Below are 18,434 nucleotides of genomic sequence, written 5' to 3'. Positions count from 1 at the left end.
CTATTGGGAAAGCCATATTCGGACACTGTCCCCAGGATATCAGGTCACCTTCGCCATATTCGTTGCGACATGGCACCGAAAGCTGCCGACAAAGGCCACCCGCCGCGGCCATAACATCCGCAAACCCTACTCCGATTTTGGTTCGATGTTCGCGGATAGGCCGTTCGGTTCGATTCGGCCTTTGGATATCGAGCGTTTTCAGCGGCAGTTTTCGTCGCCATACAGCCACAACGACGGTCTCCGCCATGTCTCTGCCCTCTTTAACTGGGCAATCCGCATGCAGCTCGTTGATATGCGCAACCCCTGCAGCCCGATCCGGGCGCGAAAGGTCGTGCGCCGACGCCGGGACTACTCAACAGAGCAGATACGGCAGATAGCAGCTCATATCTTTTACCCGGCTTTCGAGGCTGAGCCCGACACAGGAAGCCTCGAAGGCTTGGCCAAGCGCGACATGGCTTTGGTCAAGGGGCGGGTCACAACCGCCAATGATCAGATGCAAGAGCTCTGCAATTTCATGGGCATTTTGTTCTTGACGATGGCTCGCCCGAGCGATCTCGCCAAGGCGGAATTCGGCCATTTCGATCTAGAGAAGCTTGTCTGGCGCAAGCACAACACCAAAGGGATCAAGCTGTCCCGTTCAATCTATGAACTCCCCTACCGCTCGGTGCCCATCCACGCCAGGGTGGCAGGCATGGTTCAGGCGCAACCTCTTCGCTGGCCCGAAAGCAAATTGATCTTTCCTTCGCACACGGATGCAGCCCTGCCCCGCGACAACTTCCGCAAGGGGCTGGACAGGTTCAAGGCTCTGCCGGGTGTGCCTGAGTATTTCCAGCTCTACGACCTCAAACGGATTGCCATCTCGCTCATGCTGACGGCCCAAGGGGTCTCGCATGAGGCCGTATCGCACTATGTCGACCACAAGGGAAACCTTGGAACGACAATGATCTACGATTTGCACTTGGTGGACCCCCTCCGCCCAGTGACCGAGAAGCTCGGCAGTCTGCTCGGCATTTAGCTTGACGTCATTTCTCGGTTGTGAGGCAATGAACCGCGGCGATCTCCGCCGCTAAACACCCATCAAGAAAGTCCCGCTCATGGATGCCATGCAAGCGCTGGTGCTGACGAGTACGCAATTGCGCGACATGCTCAAGGAAGCAGCAAGGCAAGGTGCCGCGCTTGCCGTCGAGGAACTCCGAGCCGAGCTTCATCAGGCCCCAGAAGACGCAACTCTACAGAAACTCCGCGGTTACCTCGCCGACCCAGCTTCCGTCTCCAACCCACAGGCCCATTGGGCGCACAGTGAGCTAATCCGCCGGATTCAGACCACAGGCCGCGGCAAGCCAAAATCCACGGCCTGGTTTATGAAGTTCCAAAGGGAATCGGGCCTGGCCGGGTGCCCTACCCGCCAAAGTCCGGCCTACGGCCGACGCCGGGAATGGACATTTGCGGATATTAGGCTGGCATGGGATGCCTATTACCAAAGACGGTAGGGAATGCCACCCCGCTGTCCTGCACACACGCTCTCCTGGCGACGCATTCAGTGCGGAAACCCGGTGCCGGTAAAATGCACTGTGACGCTGGAGATTTTTTTCAGGTCACCCGCACGCCCCAAGCGTATCCCGACGGTCCAGGGGCCGAATGGCGCGACCCCCACGTAGTCATCGTCCCTTGTCTCGGCAATAGTTCCGTCCGAAATCACATTGCCCTTTGCATCAGTCTCGACCAATGCGGTCACAGGCTGATGGGAATAGTGCTTCCAGATCCCTGCATTTCTAATGCTCGACTTCCCATGGTGGACTGTCTTTATGACCCGTTGCAGAGTGGAGACTCCACCCAGCGAAAAATCTACGGACCGCACCATTGCTAGGTCCCAGTCCAAAAACTCGGGTATTCCCTGTGGTAAGGCGAAGGTGAAGACACCCGAGGAGCGCAACTCCTTCCAAGCCGTTTCGGTCAGGTAGGGATCAAGGACAACAGGCTTGCGAGTAAATACTGATGGTGGCCGCCCAAAGCCTCTTTTTGCATCCATTACTCTTGATCGGACTGACGCAGCTGACGCTCGCAGGAGCTCAATGGTACGATCATTTATGTGAACGAGTTCCTGGTCGCCAACATAATATTGATATGCCTTCTCCATGAAATAAATGGCTTTTAGAACCTGACCTTTTGATTCCCGACTGGCTCCATCGAGAAACGTCCTTACGACTGGCAGCGAAGGATCGACGTTGTCAAAAACTTCCTGCCGAACATCATCGAGCTCTTGTCGTTTCGCGTCCAACATCCCATCCAAAGAGGCTATTTCAGCATAAACAGCGTTCAGCTCCATTATCTTGTTATTTCGGCTTTCGCATAGCTCGATGTACGTATGCATGAGGGCCTTGTAGCGCTGCGCCTCCGAAAGAGAGAGAAAGGGCTCAATCTGCTTATCAAAATCATCCTTGATACCAGTAGTTTTGCATGGTCATCCGGTAATTTTGGCGCATCCGGCTTATCAGGTATTTCCATGTACTTTTTATATGTCGTGTATGCTTTTTGGAATTCAGCGATTGATTTTCCAGCAGGTTCAACCGATCGAACGATATATTTCACCGCTTCGATAGTGTTATTCTCGGGGCTTCCAGCGGCGTCCTTTGGACCATCCACAAATATCTTCTTGGCCGACTGCGCCAAGGCGACCGCAGCCGCGCCTCCAGTATACACTACAGCGACGACGCTTGCGACGAACATACACAAATCAACAAAGCTACATCCCCCACCGGATTGGTTACGAACCGCCTCTTGAAAATCTGCGTCGGCAGCAATCAACTCAAAAAAGAGTTGATCCAATTGCTCGCGCATCATTTGAATAGTGTTTTGTGTGGCTGTAGTGCTCCGACGGAGGTTGTCTCGCCGGTTCTTGCTCAAGGCTAGAACGCTCTCGATCGTAGCCTGAGCTGTTCCGAGTGCCTTCATTTTCTGTTGCTGATCGGTCGACGCGCTGAAAACATCCCTATATGCGTCATCTATCGCCTGCGCATGGCCGATGAGATTTTCAATCTCGCTCAGATAATAAGTAACCGACAGAAGGGGAACATAGTTCTGAGGGAGCCCGTAGTAGTCCAGCCCGAGTCGCAGTTGAGAGATTAGGGCGCTGATGGTTCGGAAATAATCGTCGTATTTGGCGTCTCCGGCCGAACTGAGCGCACCAACCGAACGCACCATCCAATCAAGTTGGAGCCCAACCTCATCGTATTGGCTATTGAGGTAGTTGGCCTGAATTTGTTGGAGGAGAGATCGCACGTAGGTCGTCGACATTGTGCCCGTAAAATCGGCGGTGTCGTACTCGCGAACGGTCGATGTGCCATCAGGCCCGGCCGCAGGAGGGGCAACAGGTTCCGTCCGCGCTTGGCCAGCCGGCCCGTCGGGGCCCCTGGGCCCCTTTCGATGTTCGTAGATTGGATAGCAAGGCCCCATACGCAGCGGTTCAATGACCGGGCTAGCCTTCGCTCCCATTACCTCAGTTGGCCTTAGATTGGGCGGTATCCACACCTTGAAGGATGGGACAGCGATTGATGGAGCAGGTTCTAGGTCAGGATTCCGAATCCGGTCGAAACTATCTTCAAACGAAGCGGGATCGGACATCTCATCTCACTCCAGGTTCGCATTCTCTACCAACTCGCACATCGCCTTCTCCCCCTGCGCCACCGAGGCCGCCACCGCCCGGTGCGCCGTGCTGTGCCGAGGCTCCAGGCGCTCCGCCATTGACAGCCACAATTGTGCGATCCATGGGCAGGCGTGTCTTGGTTGCGATGGTTACGGTTCCTCCGGCTCCTCCAGATCCTGCTGCCCCTGCCAATCCACCTTTCCCTCCCACGCCGCCGGCGCCCCCCGACGCACCCGGGCTACCACCAGTTGACCCGGTTGGGCCGCGGGCGCCGTTCCCACCATTCTGTCCGCCTCCGCCGTTCCCGCCCATCGCAGCAATCTTCGCGACACCAATCACTTCGTCAGCGATTAGAGTTACGTTCCCAGCATGTGCACCGTTTGATCCTGCTGCACCTGCCGTACCATCCTCGCCGGGAGTCTGGCCGTCTCTGGCTCGCTCTTCGGGTCGAAAGTCATTTGTTGGCACAGCTCCACTAGCTGTGATCGATACGTCAGTCAGAAATTCGATCTGTCTCGCCAAGAGGACAATATTTCGTCCAGCGCACGAAATGTTCTCTGCGATCTCGATTCGATCCGCTCTGATGATCGTATCCCGATCACCAACGATCAGATCCTGCCTTAGCGAGATATCGATCGCTTCGATCTCGACCAACGAGTCTGTCTTCTTGATGGAAAAGAAACGGTCATCGGGTGTGACGCGATCGGCAAAAGCCGTACGTCTCCCTGTGGCGATCCACACACCTGCGCCGAAAAACAGGACGCCAAGCTGACGCCGGTTTAGCTGAACTTCCACGCGCCCGCACGCTGCCATGAGTGGCTCCCCAAAAGCGCTGAGTTGCTGGAAATTTCATGTAATTTGAAAATTCGAAAATTAGCAATCGTTTTTCTGCTTGCCGATGCGCCGAATCTAACTTTATTCCAGGCATCGAACCATTATTCTGTATAGAATTTCGTTGGATCCAAAACCGCTTCGCCCAAGACATTTCACAGGTAGCTTTATCTCGCCCAGCGAAGCCATTGTTATTGTTATGTCGCTGATTTTCGAAAGTGGAAATTGAAAAGTGAACGTGCATCCTGTAACTGCCACTCAGATGGGGGTGTTGGCGGCAAGTTTACCGAAAAAAGGAACTCACCCGTTCCGTCGCCCAGATGGATATAGCTGTAAGAACAGTTCCTCGCCGATCGGGGACTCAGGCCGAGGCTTCGCCTGAATTTGACCTGGGGTGTTTACGGGTGAGCCCGGGGGTCAGTCACACTTATAATGTCACAATGCCATCCAGAGCCATCTACCCAATCGCAACGTATAACGTGCGAAGGGTCACCCCTGATAGGCGTAATCGTCGGGCGCTTCGCAGTTCCAAGCACAGCATTGGCCTCATCAGCAAGCACAATATTAGCTACCAACCGCTTGGATGGACCATGCCACTCCAGCAATGCCAGTCGCATGGGGTCGCTGGCGATAGGCTGGAGGCTAAGCGAGGAGCGCCCTAGCTTTGCCAGGCGAGCTTTCCGGCGCCCCGTTCGCGACGGCCTCAGGTGTTTTTGCTTTTTGTCCATACCTGCCCCCCATTCTTTTGCGCTGCGTGCAACTTATCTGATGATGAGTGATCCACCGTACTAATCCGCAGATACTGCTGTTTTGATTTGTTGAGCCAGGTGAGCGTTCTCGGCCTCGGGCGCGAGTGAGGGATTCTTTTGAGCCGGGTCTAGCGGGCCCATGGTAATGAGCAGGTCACTGGTTCTGTCTCGGCGAGTGTCGAAAGTCGTGCCACCGTCGTTGAACGACGCCCGCACAAGTGTCACGGTCGGCGTGGCGCCGACTGCGGTCAGCACTTCGAATTTCACTTGATGCTGTAGAACGTTCTGCTTGAAAATCCCCTTTTCTGAATCCGGGTAAGCCCCCACTCGCGTCGCTGAAACCGATAATTGTTCGAATAAAAAGTCGCCGAGTCGCAGGTCGTTGCGTATCAACGGCGAATGCAAACCCCGTGCTGGCTGAATTCCAGACTCGCAATAATCCATCGTGCGGAGTTCTTTCACGGTGTAAAAATAGTTCGATTTATCCATCCGGGTTGCGGTGGCAGTCCCAGTCGCCGAAGCGCCCAGCGTTAAGGCGGACACGAGGGGCGTTGGAACCTTCCATTTCAAACCGGGATTGATTGTGGTTTTTTCCTCGATCGTGAGGGTTAGAGCCATCTGTATCCCCCAATTTTCAAACCAGGCTGCTGCCCTTGGCGGATGTTCACTATCCGCTTTTATAAATTCTTTGACGGCATTGCTCAGATCACAATGCACGCTCTGTATGATGGCTTGGATTAGTAATTGCTCTTCGCCCTGACCGTAAGGCATTTCTTCTATACGAGGAACCTGCGTTCCGCAGCTTGCCAAGCTGGTACAGGCGACCACAAAAGCAGCAATTCTTACAGATCCCATTGTCTTACCAGCCCCCCCCAGCCGATCACCATTTCGCTTATCTGCAAGAACAGTAAGTTACTTTTTTAATGCATAGCTGTAGTATTTGTATGACACATACGGTTTTTCTGAGTTCCCTCGTACGGCGCATGGTTTGGTGCCAATTCAAGGCCGCCCATACAAGGTATTTGACGAAGCTGGAGCGTGGGAATTCGATGAGAGAAGTTCCGCTGCGAATTTAAGGCTGCGGGGCATAGGATCGGGCCTCGGCGGTGGCGGAAGCGCCTGTGACCGGATATCCCATGAGAAGGACATAAATTGGCCGCACGACACGACGCTGATCGACGCGAATGGCCGACGTCGTGACCTATTAGCTGTAATTTGAGGGCTCAGATCCTTCTCAGCACTTCGAGGCCAGGGTGTAGGCGCGAGATCGTACTCTTACTAACATTGTATCGCCGTGCGACGGAACCCATCGCCTCCCCGGCTGCCAAGCTCGCCAACGCATCCAGGCATTGCTGCTCGGAAAGTTTCGGCTTCCGCCCGAACTTGACGCCCCTCGCCATGGCACGAGCGCGGCCGTTCGACGTGTTCTCTAGGATCCGGCGCCGTTGCCATTTTGCCGCCCATCTCCACAGGAACACGATGAGGTCTGAAATCTCAGATGTGGTGTCGATGAAGGGCTCGTCCAGCAGGTGCAGCTCGGCGCCAGCTGACGCGACGGTCCTGACAATGTGCAGCATGTCGACTGGATCCCGCGCCATCCGATCGCCCACGACCGCATACACGACATCGCCCCACTTCAGGATTTTCAGCAGGTGCTGTAGTTGACCTCTGTCGGTTTTTTTGCCGCTCAGCTTTTCACGAAAGATCTTCTGGCAGCCCGCATCTTTCAGGCGCTCAATCTGGGCGCCGAGGTCTTGGGATTCCGTGGAAACTCGCGCATATCCGTACTTCATCCACACGGGCCTGCTGCTGTTTCAAAACTCACAAAATTTGCAACACTCTCGCGCTTTCACGTGATCGGGCCGACCGTCATGACAATTTGCGGAATGCCCAGCGTGACACGTACAACCTCGATTTCAGCGGGCTCACGTGCCCTATCCCCGAGCAACCAAAGCAAGGGGGCCAAGCCAAATGCGATGTGACTCGGGATCGATTTTTTGGTGAGCGGCCAGATCGCAGCAGCCGGTAAGTCACTCCACCATCGCGGGGTGACTTGCGCTCTGAACACTGAATCTGAAGCTTAGCCGCAAACGTCGCCGCGTGACACGCTCGGGACAGGTATCGCCCGGTTTGGGGCGGCACTAGCGCGTCCTCATTGCTCGTTGGCGTTGACAATGCTTGCCGGGTCGATGTCATGGCAGCGGGCAAGGTCATCGAGCATCGACCGGATATGACGCCATGGGAAATCGTCTGGATTCTCCCAATGTTCACCGTAGTGCAGGATAACCAAAAGCTTAGCCAACACACCTTCAACCGAGCGTGCCGGAGACAGAGGTAGGTCATCCAGCAGCGCCTGTTCCGCCGCCTCGGATCGCTGTATTAATTCATCTGTTCTCGAAAAGCCGATCTCGACATCAGCAGCGTCCCAGCGCGCCTGATGCGCGGCTAGATCTGCAAGCGCCCTGCCCCATGCCACTTCGTTTTCAGAAGAATAGAGTTTGTCGAGACTTTCGACGGAATGGACCGTCCTTTCCCCACCGTCGCGAAGTTGCATCTTAGCACAGGGAAAGCCAACCGCTTCGACGAGATATGTCTCCAACTGCTGTTGTTGCCGGCATAGCGCCAAGGTCGAGCGGTGAACCTCGTGCCATTTCGCACACAAGCGGAGAACTGGATCGCCCTGCCGACCCTTAACCGAAATATTCTCGCGCGCCCGTGCGCCAAATGGCCACAAAGCACCCATGGCAACAATCTGCGTCATCAGCAGCCGCCGGGTGACGGAAGACAAAGTCGTGCTATGGTCGGAATCAGCCATGATCCGAGCTCCCTAAAGCTTTGGTTGTGGTCAGGCTGCTGGAGGTGGTCTCAACACCATCAGCAGCCGCACTAGGCTATAATCGTATCAGGGATACGATAGCTCGGTCGGGACTGCGGATCAACGAAAATCGTATCAATGTTACGAAAATGAATGCAGTCCAATGTAAAATGGCGCGTGTGGCACTTGGGTGGGGAACAAGAGATTTAGCGCGCAACGCACGCGTATCACCAGATACTGTCGCCCGCTTTGAACGAGGCGAGCAGCTCAAGGGTTCTACCGTGGCGTCGCTCCGAACAACTCTTGAAGCTGCTGGGATCGAATTCATCCCAGAGAACGGCGGAGGCCCTGGTGTGCGTTTGGCCAAGAGCCACTAGCGACAGCCCGATCACGCTTGCATTGCTTCAAACCTAAGCCAAAGGCTTGGGCTGCGTTTCTGACTTTCAGTCCGCGGGTCCGACAGGTGTCGACGCCGCAGTTCAGCGCCGATCATGGCGGACCTCCCTACGATTCCCCGTCAGAAATTCAGGACGGAGGCGTTGTGTTCGCTCTTTGTTCTGCTATCCTTCTTTAACCTGCTCAGAATAACATTCTTCGATATTTTCGAAGGGGATTGAGTTTTGCTTGTAGAGAATCTTTCTATTGGCCGAGTCGTTATGCATGAGGTATTCCAGAGGAAAGACGGGCCCAATTTAGTGCCGCCATCCTACGGCAAGGAGCTCGAGATACTGGATGCCAAGGCGATCAGTCATTTTGGGATGCGTATCACTGACGCGCTCTCCGCGCAGTCCAAAAGCATAGAGATGCAGATAGTGAAGACCAATGACGCGAGCGTGGTTGGAACTGCTCGACGTCTTGTGCTCGCACCCGACTCCGATTTTCCAAACATCTCCAATCACATGGCCGATGCCCTCGCTGACGCACAGAAATCACGAGGGATTCCCGGCGGAATGCTTCTGGTCTTCGATGGAAAAGTCGGAGGTGACGGAAAGCCTTTCTTAGGCGTGATTAAAGCGGAGATGCAGTCCGGCTTTCAACGCCGGCTCGCTGCTGCAAAAGTGGTAACCGAATTTCTCGAGAACATCTTTCTTACGCCAGCCACCAGACTTTACAAGCTTGCTCTGTTCATCTCTGAAGATGTCGCCGTCACGGCGAGCACAAGTTGGCGATGCTTCGTATTTGACAGCAACATCACCGCCGCCCGCAGGGAGAACGCGGCCGTATATTTCTACGACGGTTTTCTCGGCTGCGCCTTTCCTGAAAGCGGGAAATACGAAACCGCGAAGTTCTTCGACCTCACGAAGGAATTCGTTCGCACATCAGTAAACGACCGAGACCTCCGAAGGGACCTGGGCGACGCGCTGTTCGCGTTTGTTAAGGTAGATCAGGCCCCCACCTTCACCTCGCAACAGTTCGGCGACACGTATCTGCCACCCGAATTGCGCGACCCATTCAACAGGTTCCTCGAAGCCAAGAAATTCCCGACTGATAGAGCCGTGGTTCGGGACATTAGCGAGATGGGTGGTAGGCTGCGGCGCCGGAAGTACAAGTTTGGTCCAGACATCGAGTTCTCGGCGTCCCCGGACGCGATACGCAATGGCACCGTGACAATCGAGGATGTCCCGCCAAGCGATGTTTCCGATAGCGAGGGTGCAAGTTGGACCAGGATCACGGTCCGCAGGCCAGTCACCGAACAGCTATGACGACCGAGCTCGAGATCCTGCGGCGCTGGGAGGCGGAGAAGCAGTACTACGATGCCTGGGGCAGGTTCATCGTCCACGCGGTCATCGACGGGCTCTCGACCCAGGTGGAGGCGCCGGATCTGTTCCTGCGCCTTCCGGTTAAGCACAGGCTGAAGGAGAACAAGTCGCTTATCCAGAAGGCACTCTATCGCGGCAAGGGCTATGCAAGCCCGTATGACGATATCGAGGACAAGGTGGGAATCCGGTTCGTCGTGCTCACCTCAGACGAAATACCCATCGTCGAGAAGGCAATCACCGAATTCGGTGACAAATACTGGTTCTGGGAAAAGGCCCGGGACTTCGCCGAGGAGCGAGCCCGCAAGCCTTGGGAGTTCGGATATCAGTCGGTCCACTATGTGGTTCGGGCAAAGGCGGGGATCGTCTTCGAGGGCGTTCCTATGCCGCTGGACATTCCGTGCGAGATCCAGGTCCGCACGCTGCTGCAGCATGCTTTCAGCGAAGTCACCCACGACACAATCTACAAGCCGAGCGTCAAATCGACGCCTGAGATGATGCGGGCTGCGGCAAAGGCGATGGCGTTGATCGAAGCGACTGACGACTACTTCCGCCAAGTCGGAAGCCTCATCGACGCATCGGTCAAGAGCGTCAAAGCACTGATCGACGCCTTGTCCGTGTACTACAGAGACCAGATCGGCGTAGAAGCGACTGTCACCACTCTCGACGGCGAGCTGACCGAGGCGTACCTGCCACTGGCCGGCGAGAACTCAATCGAAGACATCCTCCTTTGGCTGAACACTAAGGATTTCGTCATGGAGCGCATCAAGGGTCGACTAGAAGACCAGACCCTATTCGCTTTGCCCTCAATCTTGTTGCTCTACTTCGTGGTGGGTAATTTCCCGAGCATAGCCACCTCGCCCGGTTTACTGACCGATGAGGAACTCGCGCCGATATACTCCGACCTTGGCTTGGCCCTTCCGCAGTAGGCCACAAGCAATCAGAGGCGTCTGTACCGGAGCAGCAGCTGATGAGTCGCGCATTTCCCCTGAGAAACGTTGCGCTTGAAGGAGTTGTGCCAATATAAGCTCACCAAGCGTGGACATTGACGGGTGCCCGCTAGCTTGGTTCTCAAATTTGACGGCGAATGACCGCAAGGCCGCCTGCTTATTGCAAATCCCGTCCGAAACCCGCTTGGCCGATAACGGCCCCTTTTTCAGTCACTGAACTTGCTAAGAGAGACGTGCTCATCGGCGGCAGGAACGTGCCATTTGACCGCCCTTAGTCGCTGTTTTTTCGACCCACTTTGGTATGCCAAGAGACAGGATCAGCGACCCACCGATCGATATCGGATTCTCGCCATCCCGCACCATTCATGCTGATCTTGATCTGAGCCGGGAACGTGCCTTCGGCGATTTTGCGGTACATCGTTGAGCGGGACAAGCCGGTCCGCGCGAGGACGGTCCTGAGGCGAATGATACGATCCGGTTCAGGCATGGGCTGGTTTGCCTTTCGCTGAGAGCATTTGACACCTGCTGGAGCCAGACAGGACAACCCGAGGCACGCGCGCAATCAGATTTGCCTTCTCATCGATCTGGGGCGTGGGAACGGCGGCAAATCGGAGGGTTTAGATTCCTATGCCACGCCCTCTGCCAATGCCGTGGTTGAACGCGAGTTCCACACCAAGGCGGCGGCCGGACTCGACCTCGATGCCAAGCGCCTTCTTATGATTGGCAAGCAGGGATTCAAGCTGCGGATCGCGTTCAAGGCTTTTGGCCATGTCGGACATGGCCGAGCGGGTTGACTTGTAGCCGGACATATCGCCGGCCTGATATTGCTCCTGGCTTGTCCGGTCGAGCTTTTGCCAGCGTTCAACGAAACGGTCGGCGCGCCGGATCGGATCGGAGTCCAGCCCGGTGCGAATCTCTGTTTCAAGCTGAAGAGCGAGCACGATGCGGTTGACGCGGCCGGCGGCCGCCTCACGAACCATCTCGGGATTCTTGACATAGGCCGCTTCGGCATCACGCCTGCCATGAGGCCGAACCTTCTCGAAAGCGTCGCGCGCCTCTTTCAATTCCCGCATCTGCTGAGGAGTCCCCTGCCCATCCGCATTTCCGGTGCGGATAACAGCGTCGAGCGCGCGCGCGTGACGCACGAGCGCCTTCGTGCGAGCGCTGCGCAACGCGGCTTCCGGGTCCACCGGCAAATCCGTTTCGCGCTGTGCTCCCCTGGCGGAACCTTCTCTTCCAGGCGTGGGGCCGGCATCTCCGTTTTGCGCTCCACCGTCTCCTCTTCCCGGGCTGCGCCCACGGTCTTGACCGGACATTGCGTCTGCGGGCAAGCGCAACCCGTCCAGCAATCCGCCGATCCTGTCGCGCAGCTCCTCCGGAACGATTCGGCGCACAATCTCGACCACGCGCTCGCGGAACGTGATGCCGCGCCGCTCGGCATAGCTCTGCGCCGGGTCGACCTGCTTGTAATCCAACGCCATGTCCTTGGCGCGGTCCCGTGACAGCGTGCGATCCAGCCGCTCCCGCGTACTGAAGTCGTCGCCGCCATAATGCAGTTCCATGCCGTCTCGATGCCGCGACAGTGCGACGTAGCTGCCATGCGCATCCATGCCCGGCGTGGCGAGCACATGGGTCCGGTCGACGGTCACGCCCTGGGCCTTGTGGATGGTCGCCGCATAACCGTGGTCAATGTGGGCATAGTCTTTCAGGTCAAAGCGTACAGACCTGCCGTCATCGGTTTGAACCGTCATGCTCTGAATGCTGACCTCGTCGATCACGCCGAGCGTGCCGTTCTTGACGCCGAGCGACCGCTCGTTGCGCAGGAACATGATGCGATCGCCGCTCGCGAAGCCCCTCGCTCCGCGCTCGACATCCACCTGAACATCGTCGCCGAGATCTCCAGCAGCGCGCATGCGCTCGCGCGCGGCCTGGTTGAGCGCGCGCACCTCGTCGTTTGTGTGGGTGAGAATAATCCGGCTTGCGTCTGGCTCTGCCTGCCTGTCGCGGTCCCAGCGCTCGACCAGATCTCGGCGCGCTTGGTCGCGCGTCGCAGCCTGATGCACCATGCCCTGTGCGTCATAGGCGCTCATCGCAGCGCCGATCCTGCTAGCTGCCAGATTGCGCGTGGCGTCACGCTGCCAGTCCGCGCGCTGCCGGCGCACCTGGCCGATTTCGACACCGCCGTGGCGTTCGTGGATCGAACGGAATGCGGCGCCCGCCTCGATCGCCTGCAGCTGCTGCGGATCGCCGACCAGCACGACCTTTGCACCGGCTTCCGCAGCATGTGAGAGCACGCGCTCCAATTGGCGCGTGCCGACCATGCCTGCCTCGTCGATCACCAGGACATCATGCGCGGTGAGCAGATCACGGCCCTGTCCCCAGCTGTGCTCCATGCTGGCGATGGTGCGAGACGAGATGCCCGAACCGCTTTCGAGATTCTCGGCCGCAATGCCGGAGAGTGCCGCGCCTCTGACCTCGTAGCCTGCTGCGGCCCATGCCTGGCGCGCGACACCCAGCATGGCGCTCTTGCCGGTGCCTGCAAAACCGACAACGACACCAAGACCGCGGCCATCGGTGACATGCGCTAGCGCGTCCGCCTGCTCACCTGACAGAATAAGGCCGCGCTGCTCGGCATGCGCCAATGCCGTAGCACGATCCCGATCACTGATCGCATGCAGTCTCTCGCCGGCCATACGTTCTGCTGCAGCATGCAGGCGCTGTTCCGTCTCGATCATATGCCGGGTGGTGAAGCGATCTTCGCCGCGTCCGTCCTTGCCGAGTTCGACAAGGTCGGGCGCTCCGCTGATGGCTCCCATCACCGCGTCGAACTGCTCCATTCCGTCGCTGTGCCGATGCGCAAACTTCGCAATGTCCTTTCGGGTGAAGGTTGATTGCTGATGCGTGATGGCATGCAGCGCCAGGGATGGCTCGGCGATGATGCGCGCGCCATTGTTGTGCGCGATCTCGCGGTGCAACTCGGCGCGGTCGGCTTCGATGTTGGCAGCTTCAAGGCCGCTTCCCTCAATGCGTTGAGCTGGCGCACCGATCTGGGTTTGCGGCTCAAGGGCAATGCCCTGCGCTTCCAAACTGCGATGATCAATGCGCGCGTCGATGTCGAGTTCGGCAAGGCGCTCATTGACAAGTTCGGCCCAACGCTCCCGCCAGCGCTCGACCAGTTCAGTGCTGTTCCAGTCGCGCACTTTCGGACCAAAGCCGTTCTCATCGGCCGACCGCATGGTGAGCATGACATGAGCATGTGGTTTCGGACTGCCATCCTCCGCCCTGTCCCAATGCACATTGAGATCGGCGACCATGCCCCGGCTGACGAACTCGGCCTTAACAAAGTCGCGCGCCAGTTCGATGCCTTGCGCTTGGCTCAGTTCACGCGGGAGAGCGAACTCCACTTCGCGCGCAAGCTGCGCGTCCTTCCTCACCTCGAAGGCCTCGACGTCGTTCCACAGCCGCTCGCGATCGCTCCAGGCTTCCGGCGCGTTCTCCGGCAGCAAGACCTCGGAATGGACGACCCCACGCTTGGCCGAGAAGTCGTGGCTGCGTTCGATCCGCTCGTCGCGCAGCCGCGAGGCAGAGCGGTAGGCGGCAGACGCCACGGCACTTGAGCCAGCCTTGCGGCCAATGACCTTGACGTGAAGATGATAGATCGCCATCGCGACAGTATCATTTGCACGTCAAAGCGAACGTCGGCACGACGTATAAGCGCGCCCTCCCTCGAAAAATTCTCGGGATGGACCAGCCCGTCCCGGGCTGTCTCGGCAACCCTGAAGCCTTTCGATGGACGCTCCCCTATCATCGCAGCATCAACAATCGATGGAGACTACCATGCGTAAGCCACGAGACTTCGACGCGGAACTGAAAACACTGGAAGACAAGGCGCGAGATCTCAGAACGCGAAAGGTGCAGCAGCTTGGCGAACTGGTGATCGCCACCGGCGCTGACCAACTCAGCACCGACGAACTGGCCGGCGCGCTGGTCGCAATTACTGAGACGAAAGACACCGCAAAGCGTGAGGCATGGGCCAAGCGTGGGGTGACGTTTTTCGAGAGCCGGTCCCGGCGAACTGCTCCGACACCTGAAAGCAACCGACGTAGCGCTCCAGCGCAACCGGGCAACCCGCAACCGCCGGCAGGCGGCTCTGGCTCGCAATGACATGCGCACTTGGCAAGTCGAACGCCGCAAGCGCACCAGGCATCTGATCGAGCTAGGCGGACTCGTGGTCAAGGCAGGCATCGTTGAACTGACCAATGACGATCGCGCTATCATCTACGGCGCGCTTCTGTGGGTCGCCACGAAGCTACAGAGCCTCGAACGCGAGCATGCACGGAGCCTTTGGGCCGCGAAGGGAAAGCAGGCGTTCAATGCGGAACGGCATCAAGAGCAAAACAGCCAGTGGGTATAACGCTGGTTGGTCAATGGCGAGCGGCGCGAAACCCCAAAACAGCGTAGCCCCGCCCGCGCTGCACTGAGCGGCCCACGCTGCGGTCTGCGGTATCAAACGTCTCGATTGGGCCTGACCCCGGACTAACTGGTTTCGGAAAGCCGAGTTTGCAAAGGCGTCGATTTTTCACAGCCGGAAGAGCCGAAAAGAGAAACAAACTCCCTGTCGGAATTGTCGACAGGGATACAATGAATGACCGGAATAGCGGCCCTGAAAGCAAGCCTGCAATAGAAGTGCTCGGCCGTCACGGAGGAGGGAATGACAGCACCATTGCGTTCGCGTCTCGTGCCGCGTGCTCTACCGCATCCATGAGTTGCTTGCCTACGCCCCGACTCTGGACATCAGGAGCCACAAAACCGTCCGAACCACGTGTTCGGCAAGGCTTTCGGAGCCGATGATCCGTTGCCCCGAAACGGCGACGAAAACCTTCCTCTTGCGCATCAGTTCCAGCACTGCGCGGGGGGCTGAAGTTCTCGGCCACTCGCTCGACAATCTCTGGCGAGTAATGGTTCGCATTGGTTTCGCGAAGCGACGATACGATCACTCGGCTTCGCTTCAGCATCGCTATCACGCGCGATGCGGGATATCGCATTTTATTTCCACGCAGCCAGACTATCAGCCGAGGCATCCATCGGCCAACACCGCATCAGCAGCGCTAGTCTAGACCCAGATCTCGGAACTCAGGCCTGACCCCGGAGCCGCCGCCGGCCGTCCCGTAAAGCGCTGGCGCGCGCAGTCCGCAAGGGCTTGAGCGGAGTGTCCTTTGAGGGACGAGCACGGCTGCGCTAGGGACAGAGGAGCATCGGCCGCTCCGGAGGACTCAGGTGGCGGATCCCTGGTGGGTCCAGAGCGCACAATTTGCCCGAGCTTCTTTGCAATCCAAGCCATGATGATTCAAGCTCTTGCGGTTGCCCGCTCTGCTGCATGGTGAATAACGGCGGCAGATTCTGGAAGTCGCAAAAGGCTTGTCACTGTAGGTTCTGTTTAACTGTATATGGAGTCCGAAATAGCGACGTTGCGCCCGCCGTGCTAAAGCCACATGCTCACCGCAAGCGGGACCACTGATGAAGAAGTTTGTGTCCGCAATTCTCGTGGTCGTCCCGAGCGTGATAGCGATTCTGTTGTTTGTCCGGAGCCTCGATCCGGCCTTGGAAATCGACAACCTGAAAGAACAAATTGGATTGCAACGGAGTGAATTGCGCTTCTTGAGCAAGATGGCAAACATGGGCTTCGCTTCTTGTCATCTGACAGTCCCGGACTTTGAAAAGTTCGCCAAGGAGAATGAGCACGCATTTCTGTGGGAAGGAGATAACGGGCTGGTTGGCGGCTTTAAGGTGCAGAGGAAGGGTGCGTGCATTGTGAGCGTTACGGTTCCTGATTGGCTCTGAACTGTGACAGGCTGCCTAGACGCCCCAGCTATCCCGCCTTTCATGCTCAGACATCTCTATTCCTCTGTCATCGACCATCCAGCCGAAACGGCATTGGCCGTTGGAGCCGCCCGTGTCCTCATCGAGGGCTCATGCCGGCAACATCGCGCTGCTTGGCAACGGCAGCACGGCGTTAATTCCGCCTATGATTTGAACGATGCGGCGACCCAATGGGTGCCCCCACTGGAAGCGTTGTTCGAAAGAGCCATTCCTGAAGCAGCGATGATCTGAAGCAGAAACAACAGCACCCGATACATGGGCGACCGCCGTGACCAACGTGATTGTTATCTTATCTGTTCTATGTGTCTGGTTCGCGTTTGTGTTCTGGGTGTTCCGGTACGGCATGTCGTATCTCTACGATTTCTACCTAGGGGAAACCGCGGTCGAAATTCGCCTATTCCGAACCTTTGGAATTTTCCGGATCCCGTACAATAATATCGCGAATGTCTGGGAAATCCGCTTCTTGCAGGGATTTCCAGACAAGGAAGCAAGCCTCGCAAGCCGAATATTCACACTCGCCATCGGGAACCGGATGACGACGAGAGCCGTGCTCATAAAAAGAAAGAATTCAGTCTCGAAATATGTCGTCATATCGCCAAGACACCCATCGATCTTCGTCTCTGAGATACGCTCAAAGATGTTAACGTCGCCCGCTTCGCAACCGGCCAAGCGACGGAATCATAAAAGCGACCCTCCGGAGAACTCCCCGATGTCCATGGATCGCACGAGAAATATCTACAAGACTACGGTCGTCGTCGTATCCAAGACCATCTCGATAGGGACGATTATGGTAGGCTTCGTAATTGCCCTCTGCGTTGTTGCGGACAATATATTCGGACTGGGGTGGGGGTATCCGTGGTGGAGCTTCCTATTTTGCATCGTCTATATAGCGGTGGCTATCGCGATCAACAGATCGATATCTGGCTTTGTCGGGTATATCGACCGTCTCAGGAATGGCGATGGAACTGGAGACAGTTCAGTCTGAGTCCCGAAATCCGACCGCCCCCGCGCGAATGGAAATCAACTGCCTCAGCTAACACGCTGCGGTCAACTTGCCTTCGGATAAAGGTCGCGCAGAGAAGCTCCGTTATTCCGGCGGCCGGAGAGCAATTTTGGGACCATCTCGGAAACGTGAGGAAATGAGGAACCGAGGGCATGAGAAGACTAAAGTCGCTCATCACAATCGGAATCGTCGTCCTTTTGATTGTCGCCTATTTGGGATCTGGTCTTGCGGCCAGGTTGTCCAGAGAGGCAGCGCGACAGCTATGAGGACGTGGCAAATCGATTTGGTGCCCCAAGCACGACGGACGGGGCAGGCAAAACCTTTGCGAGATACGCCTCGGAGCAATGTAGGCCCCCATGCGAGAAGCGGCTATGGTTCGAAAACCGCCTTTTCCTCGATCTCGAAGCTTGGTCGGTCTCGTTCGATCGGAATGGCAGGGTGATCGAGAAATACCATTGGGTGTCTCCGTAGAGAGGTCAATTCCGCGGAAACGTTTCGCAGATGCTCTTCGGGTATGGGTCAGTTGGAATCGATCAGGACGAACGGCCCCGGCCGCGAGCCACTGGCTTTCTGCGCTTTCGTGAGTTCTTCCAACTTCTGTACCACCGAACCCTCTGGGTGGGAGCGCCGACCAAACGACAGCCAACGTTCTGCGCAACCTGGACGATAATTGCAGTAGAGTAAGCGCTGTTCTGACAGCACCTTTCGCGCGTGACCGTGAGGAACGATGTTCGGAGCCTTTAAGGGCTTCGACACATGACGATTTCAGAGCTTACGCTTAAGTCCAATGATGAAGAGCCGGTTCG

At 57.0% G+C, this 18,434-nt stretch carries 17 protein-coding genes; 8 read left to right on the top strand and 9 right to left on the bottom strand.

Annotated elements, in window-relative coordinates:
- Window positions 1-1,015 (top strand): integrase (locus tag EOA32_RS17235; RefSeq protein ID WP_245499306.1); only part of this gene is annotated, 1,015 nt, incomplete at its 5' end.
- Between the two features lie 7 nt (window positions 1,016-1,022).
- Here the strand turns inward: EOA32_RS17235 and EOA32_RS38645 are convergent.
- The 6 genes from EOA32_RS38645 to EOA32_RS17205 form a co-directional block, all read right to left on the bottom strand.
- Window positions 1,023-1,208, bottom strand: coding sequence for a hypothetical protein (locus tag EOA32_RS38645; protein WP_189407186.1), 186 nt, complete (start codon window positions 1,206-1,208; stop codon window positions 1,023-1,025).
- Window positions 1,209-1,537: 329 nt separating this feature from the next.
- On the bottom strand, window positions 1,538-2,371 hold the full coding sequence (locus EOA32_RS17225) for a hypothetical protein (protein ID WP_128372385.1): 834 nt from the start codon (window positions 2,369-2,371) through the stop codon (window positions 1,538-1,540).
- Window positions 2,326-3,621: a hypothetical protein gene (locus EOA32_RS17220; protein ID WP_128372384.1), complete on the bottom strand. Its 1,296-nt coding sequence runs from the start codon at window positions 3,619-3,621 to the stop codon at window positions 2,326-2,328. Before EOA32_RS17220 ends, EOA32_RS17225 begins: the two co-directional genes overlap by 46 nt.
- A gap of 1,641 nt (window positions 3,622-5,262) precedes the next feature.
- Window positions 5,263-6,078 carry a hypothetical protein gene (locus EOA32_RS17215; RefSeq protein WP_128372383.1) on the bottom strand — a complete coding sequence of 272 codons (816 nt, stop codon included), beginning with the start codon at window positions 6,076-6,078 and terminating at the stop codon, window positions 5,263-5,265.
- A gap of 368 nt (window positions 6,079-6,446) precedes the next feature.
- Window positions 6,447-7,016 carry a recombinase family protein gene (locus EOA32_RS17210; protein ID WP_128372382.1) on the bottom strand — a complete coding sequence of 190 codons (570 nt, stop codon included), beginning with the start codon at window positions 7,014-7,016 and terminating at the stop codon, window positions 6,447-6,449.
- 359 nt (window positions 7,017-7,375) lie between these two features.
- Window positions 7,376-8,038, bottom strand: coding sequence for a hypothetical protein (locus EOA32_RS17205; RefSeq protein ID WP_128372381.1), 663 nt, complete (start codon window positions 8,036-8,038; stop codon window positions 7,376-7,378).
- Between the two features lie 149 nt (window positions 8,039-8,187).
- Here EOA32_RS17205 and EOA32_RS39905 point away from each other — a divergent pair, with 149 nt between their 5' ends.
- The 3 genes from EOA32_RS39905 (at window position 8,188) to EOA32_RS17190 (ending at window position 10,724) form a co-directional block, all read left to right on the top strand.
- On the top strand, window positions 8,188-8,415 hold the full coding sequence (locus tag EOA32_RS39905) for a transcriptional regulator (protein WP_245499307.1): 228 nt from the start codon (window positions 8,188-8,190) through the stop codon (window positions 8,413-8,415).
- Between the two features lie 279 nt (window positions 8,416-8,694).
- Window positions 8,695-9,741, top strand: a complete 1,047-nt coding sequence (locus EOA32_RS17195; protein WP_128372380.1) for a nucleoid-associated protein — start codon at window positions 8,695-8,697, stop codon at window positions 9,739-9,741.
- Complete coding sequence (locus EOA32_RS17190) at window positions 9,738-10,724, top strand: RelA/SpoT domain-containing protein (RefSeq protein WP_128372379.1); 987 nt, start codon at window positions 9,738-9,740, stop codon at window positions 10,722-10,724. Before EOA32_RS17195 ends, EOA32_RS17190 begins: the two co-directional genes overlap by 4 nt.
- A gap of 292 nt (window positions 10,725-11,016) precedes the next feature.
- Here EOA32_RS17190 and EOA32_RS17185 read toward each other — a convergent pair whose 3' ends face one another.
- Together EOA32_RS17185 and traA are read right to left on the bottom strand one after the other, a co-directional pair.
- Window positions 11,017-11,232 (bottom strand): AlpA family phage regulatory protein, encoded by a 216-nt coding sequence (locus EOA32_RS17185; protein ID WP_128372378.1) that lies wholly within the window; start codon window positions 11,230-11,232, stop codon window positions 11,017-11,019.
- Between the two features lie 130 nt (window positions 11,233-11,362).
- Complete coding sequence (gene traA, locus EOA32_RS17180) at window positions 11,363-14,410, bottom strand: Ti-type conjugative transfer relaxase TraA (protein WP_128372377.1); 3,048 nt, start codon at window positions 14,408-14,410, stop codon at window positions 11,363-11,365.
- Window positions 14,411-14,582: 172 nt separating this feature from the next.
- On the opposite strand from traA, the gene EOA32_RS17175 reads away from it, so the two are divergent.
- Entirely contained in the window at window positions 14,583-14,909 is a 327-nt protein-coding gene (locus tag EOA32_RS17175) for a conjugal transfer protein TraD (protein ID WP_189407184.1), read from the top strand.
- A 1-nt stretch (window position 14,910) separates the two neighbouring features.
- Window positions 14,911-15,159: a conjugal transfer protein TraD gene (locus EOA32_RS17170; RefSeq protein WP_128372375.1), complete on the top strand. Its 249-nt coding sequence runs from the start codon at window positions 14,911-14,913 to the stop codon at window positions 15,157-15,159.
- Window positions 15,160-15,442: 283 nt separating this feature from the next.
- Here EOA32_RS17170 and EOA32_RS40765 read toward each other — a convergent pair whose 3' ends face one another.
- On the bottom strand, window positions 15,443-15,760 hold the full coding sequence (locus tag EOA32_RS40765; RefSeq protein WP_348632206.1) for a GNAT family N-acetyltransferase: 318 nt from the start codon (window positions 15,758-15,760) through the stop codon (window positions 15,443-15,445).
- A gap of 502 nt (window positions 15,761-16,262) precedes the next feature.
- On the opposite strand from EOA32_RS40765, the gene EOA32_RS17165 reads away from it, so the two are divergent.
- Both EOA32_RS17165 and EOA32_RS17160 read left to right on the top strand, forming a co-directional pair.
- On the top strand, window positions 16,263-16,586 hold the full coding sequence (locus EOA32_RS17165; RefSeq protein ID WP_128372374.1) for a hypothetical protein: 324 nt from the start codon (window positions 16,263-16,265) through the stop codon (window positions 16,584-16,586).
- Window positions 16,587-16,893: 307 nt separating this feature from the next.
- On the top strand, window positions 16,894-17,610 hold the full coding sequence (locus EOA32_RS17160; protein WP_128372373.1) for a hypothetical protein: 717 nt from the start codon (window positions 16,894-16,896) through the stop codon (window positions 17,608-17,610).
- The last annotated feature ends 824 nt before the right edge of the window (window positions 17,611-18,434 follow it).

Origin of the sequence: Mesorhizobium sp. M1A.F.Ca.ET.072.01.1.1, assembly GCF_004023325.1 — a bacterium.
GTDB lineage: Bacteria > Pseudomonadota > Alphaproteobacteria > Rhizobiales > Rhizobiaceae > Mesorhizobium.
Note: the sequence above shows the minus strand (reverse complement) of the source record. Positions and strands in the feature narration are given on the sequence as shown.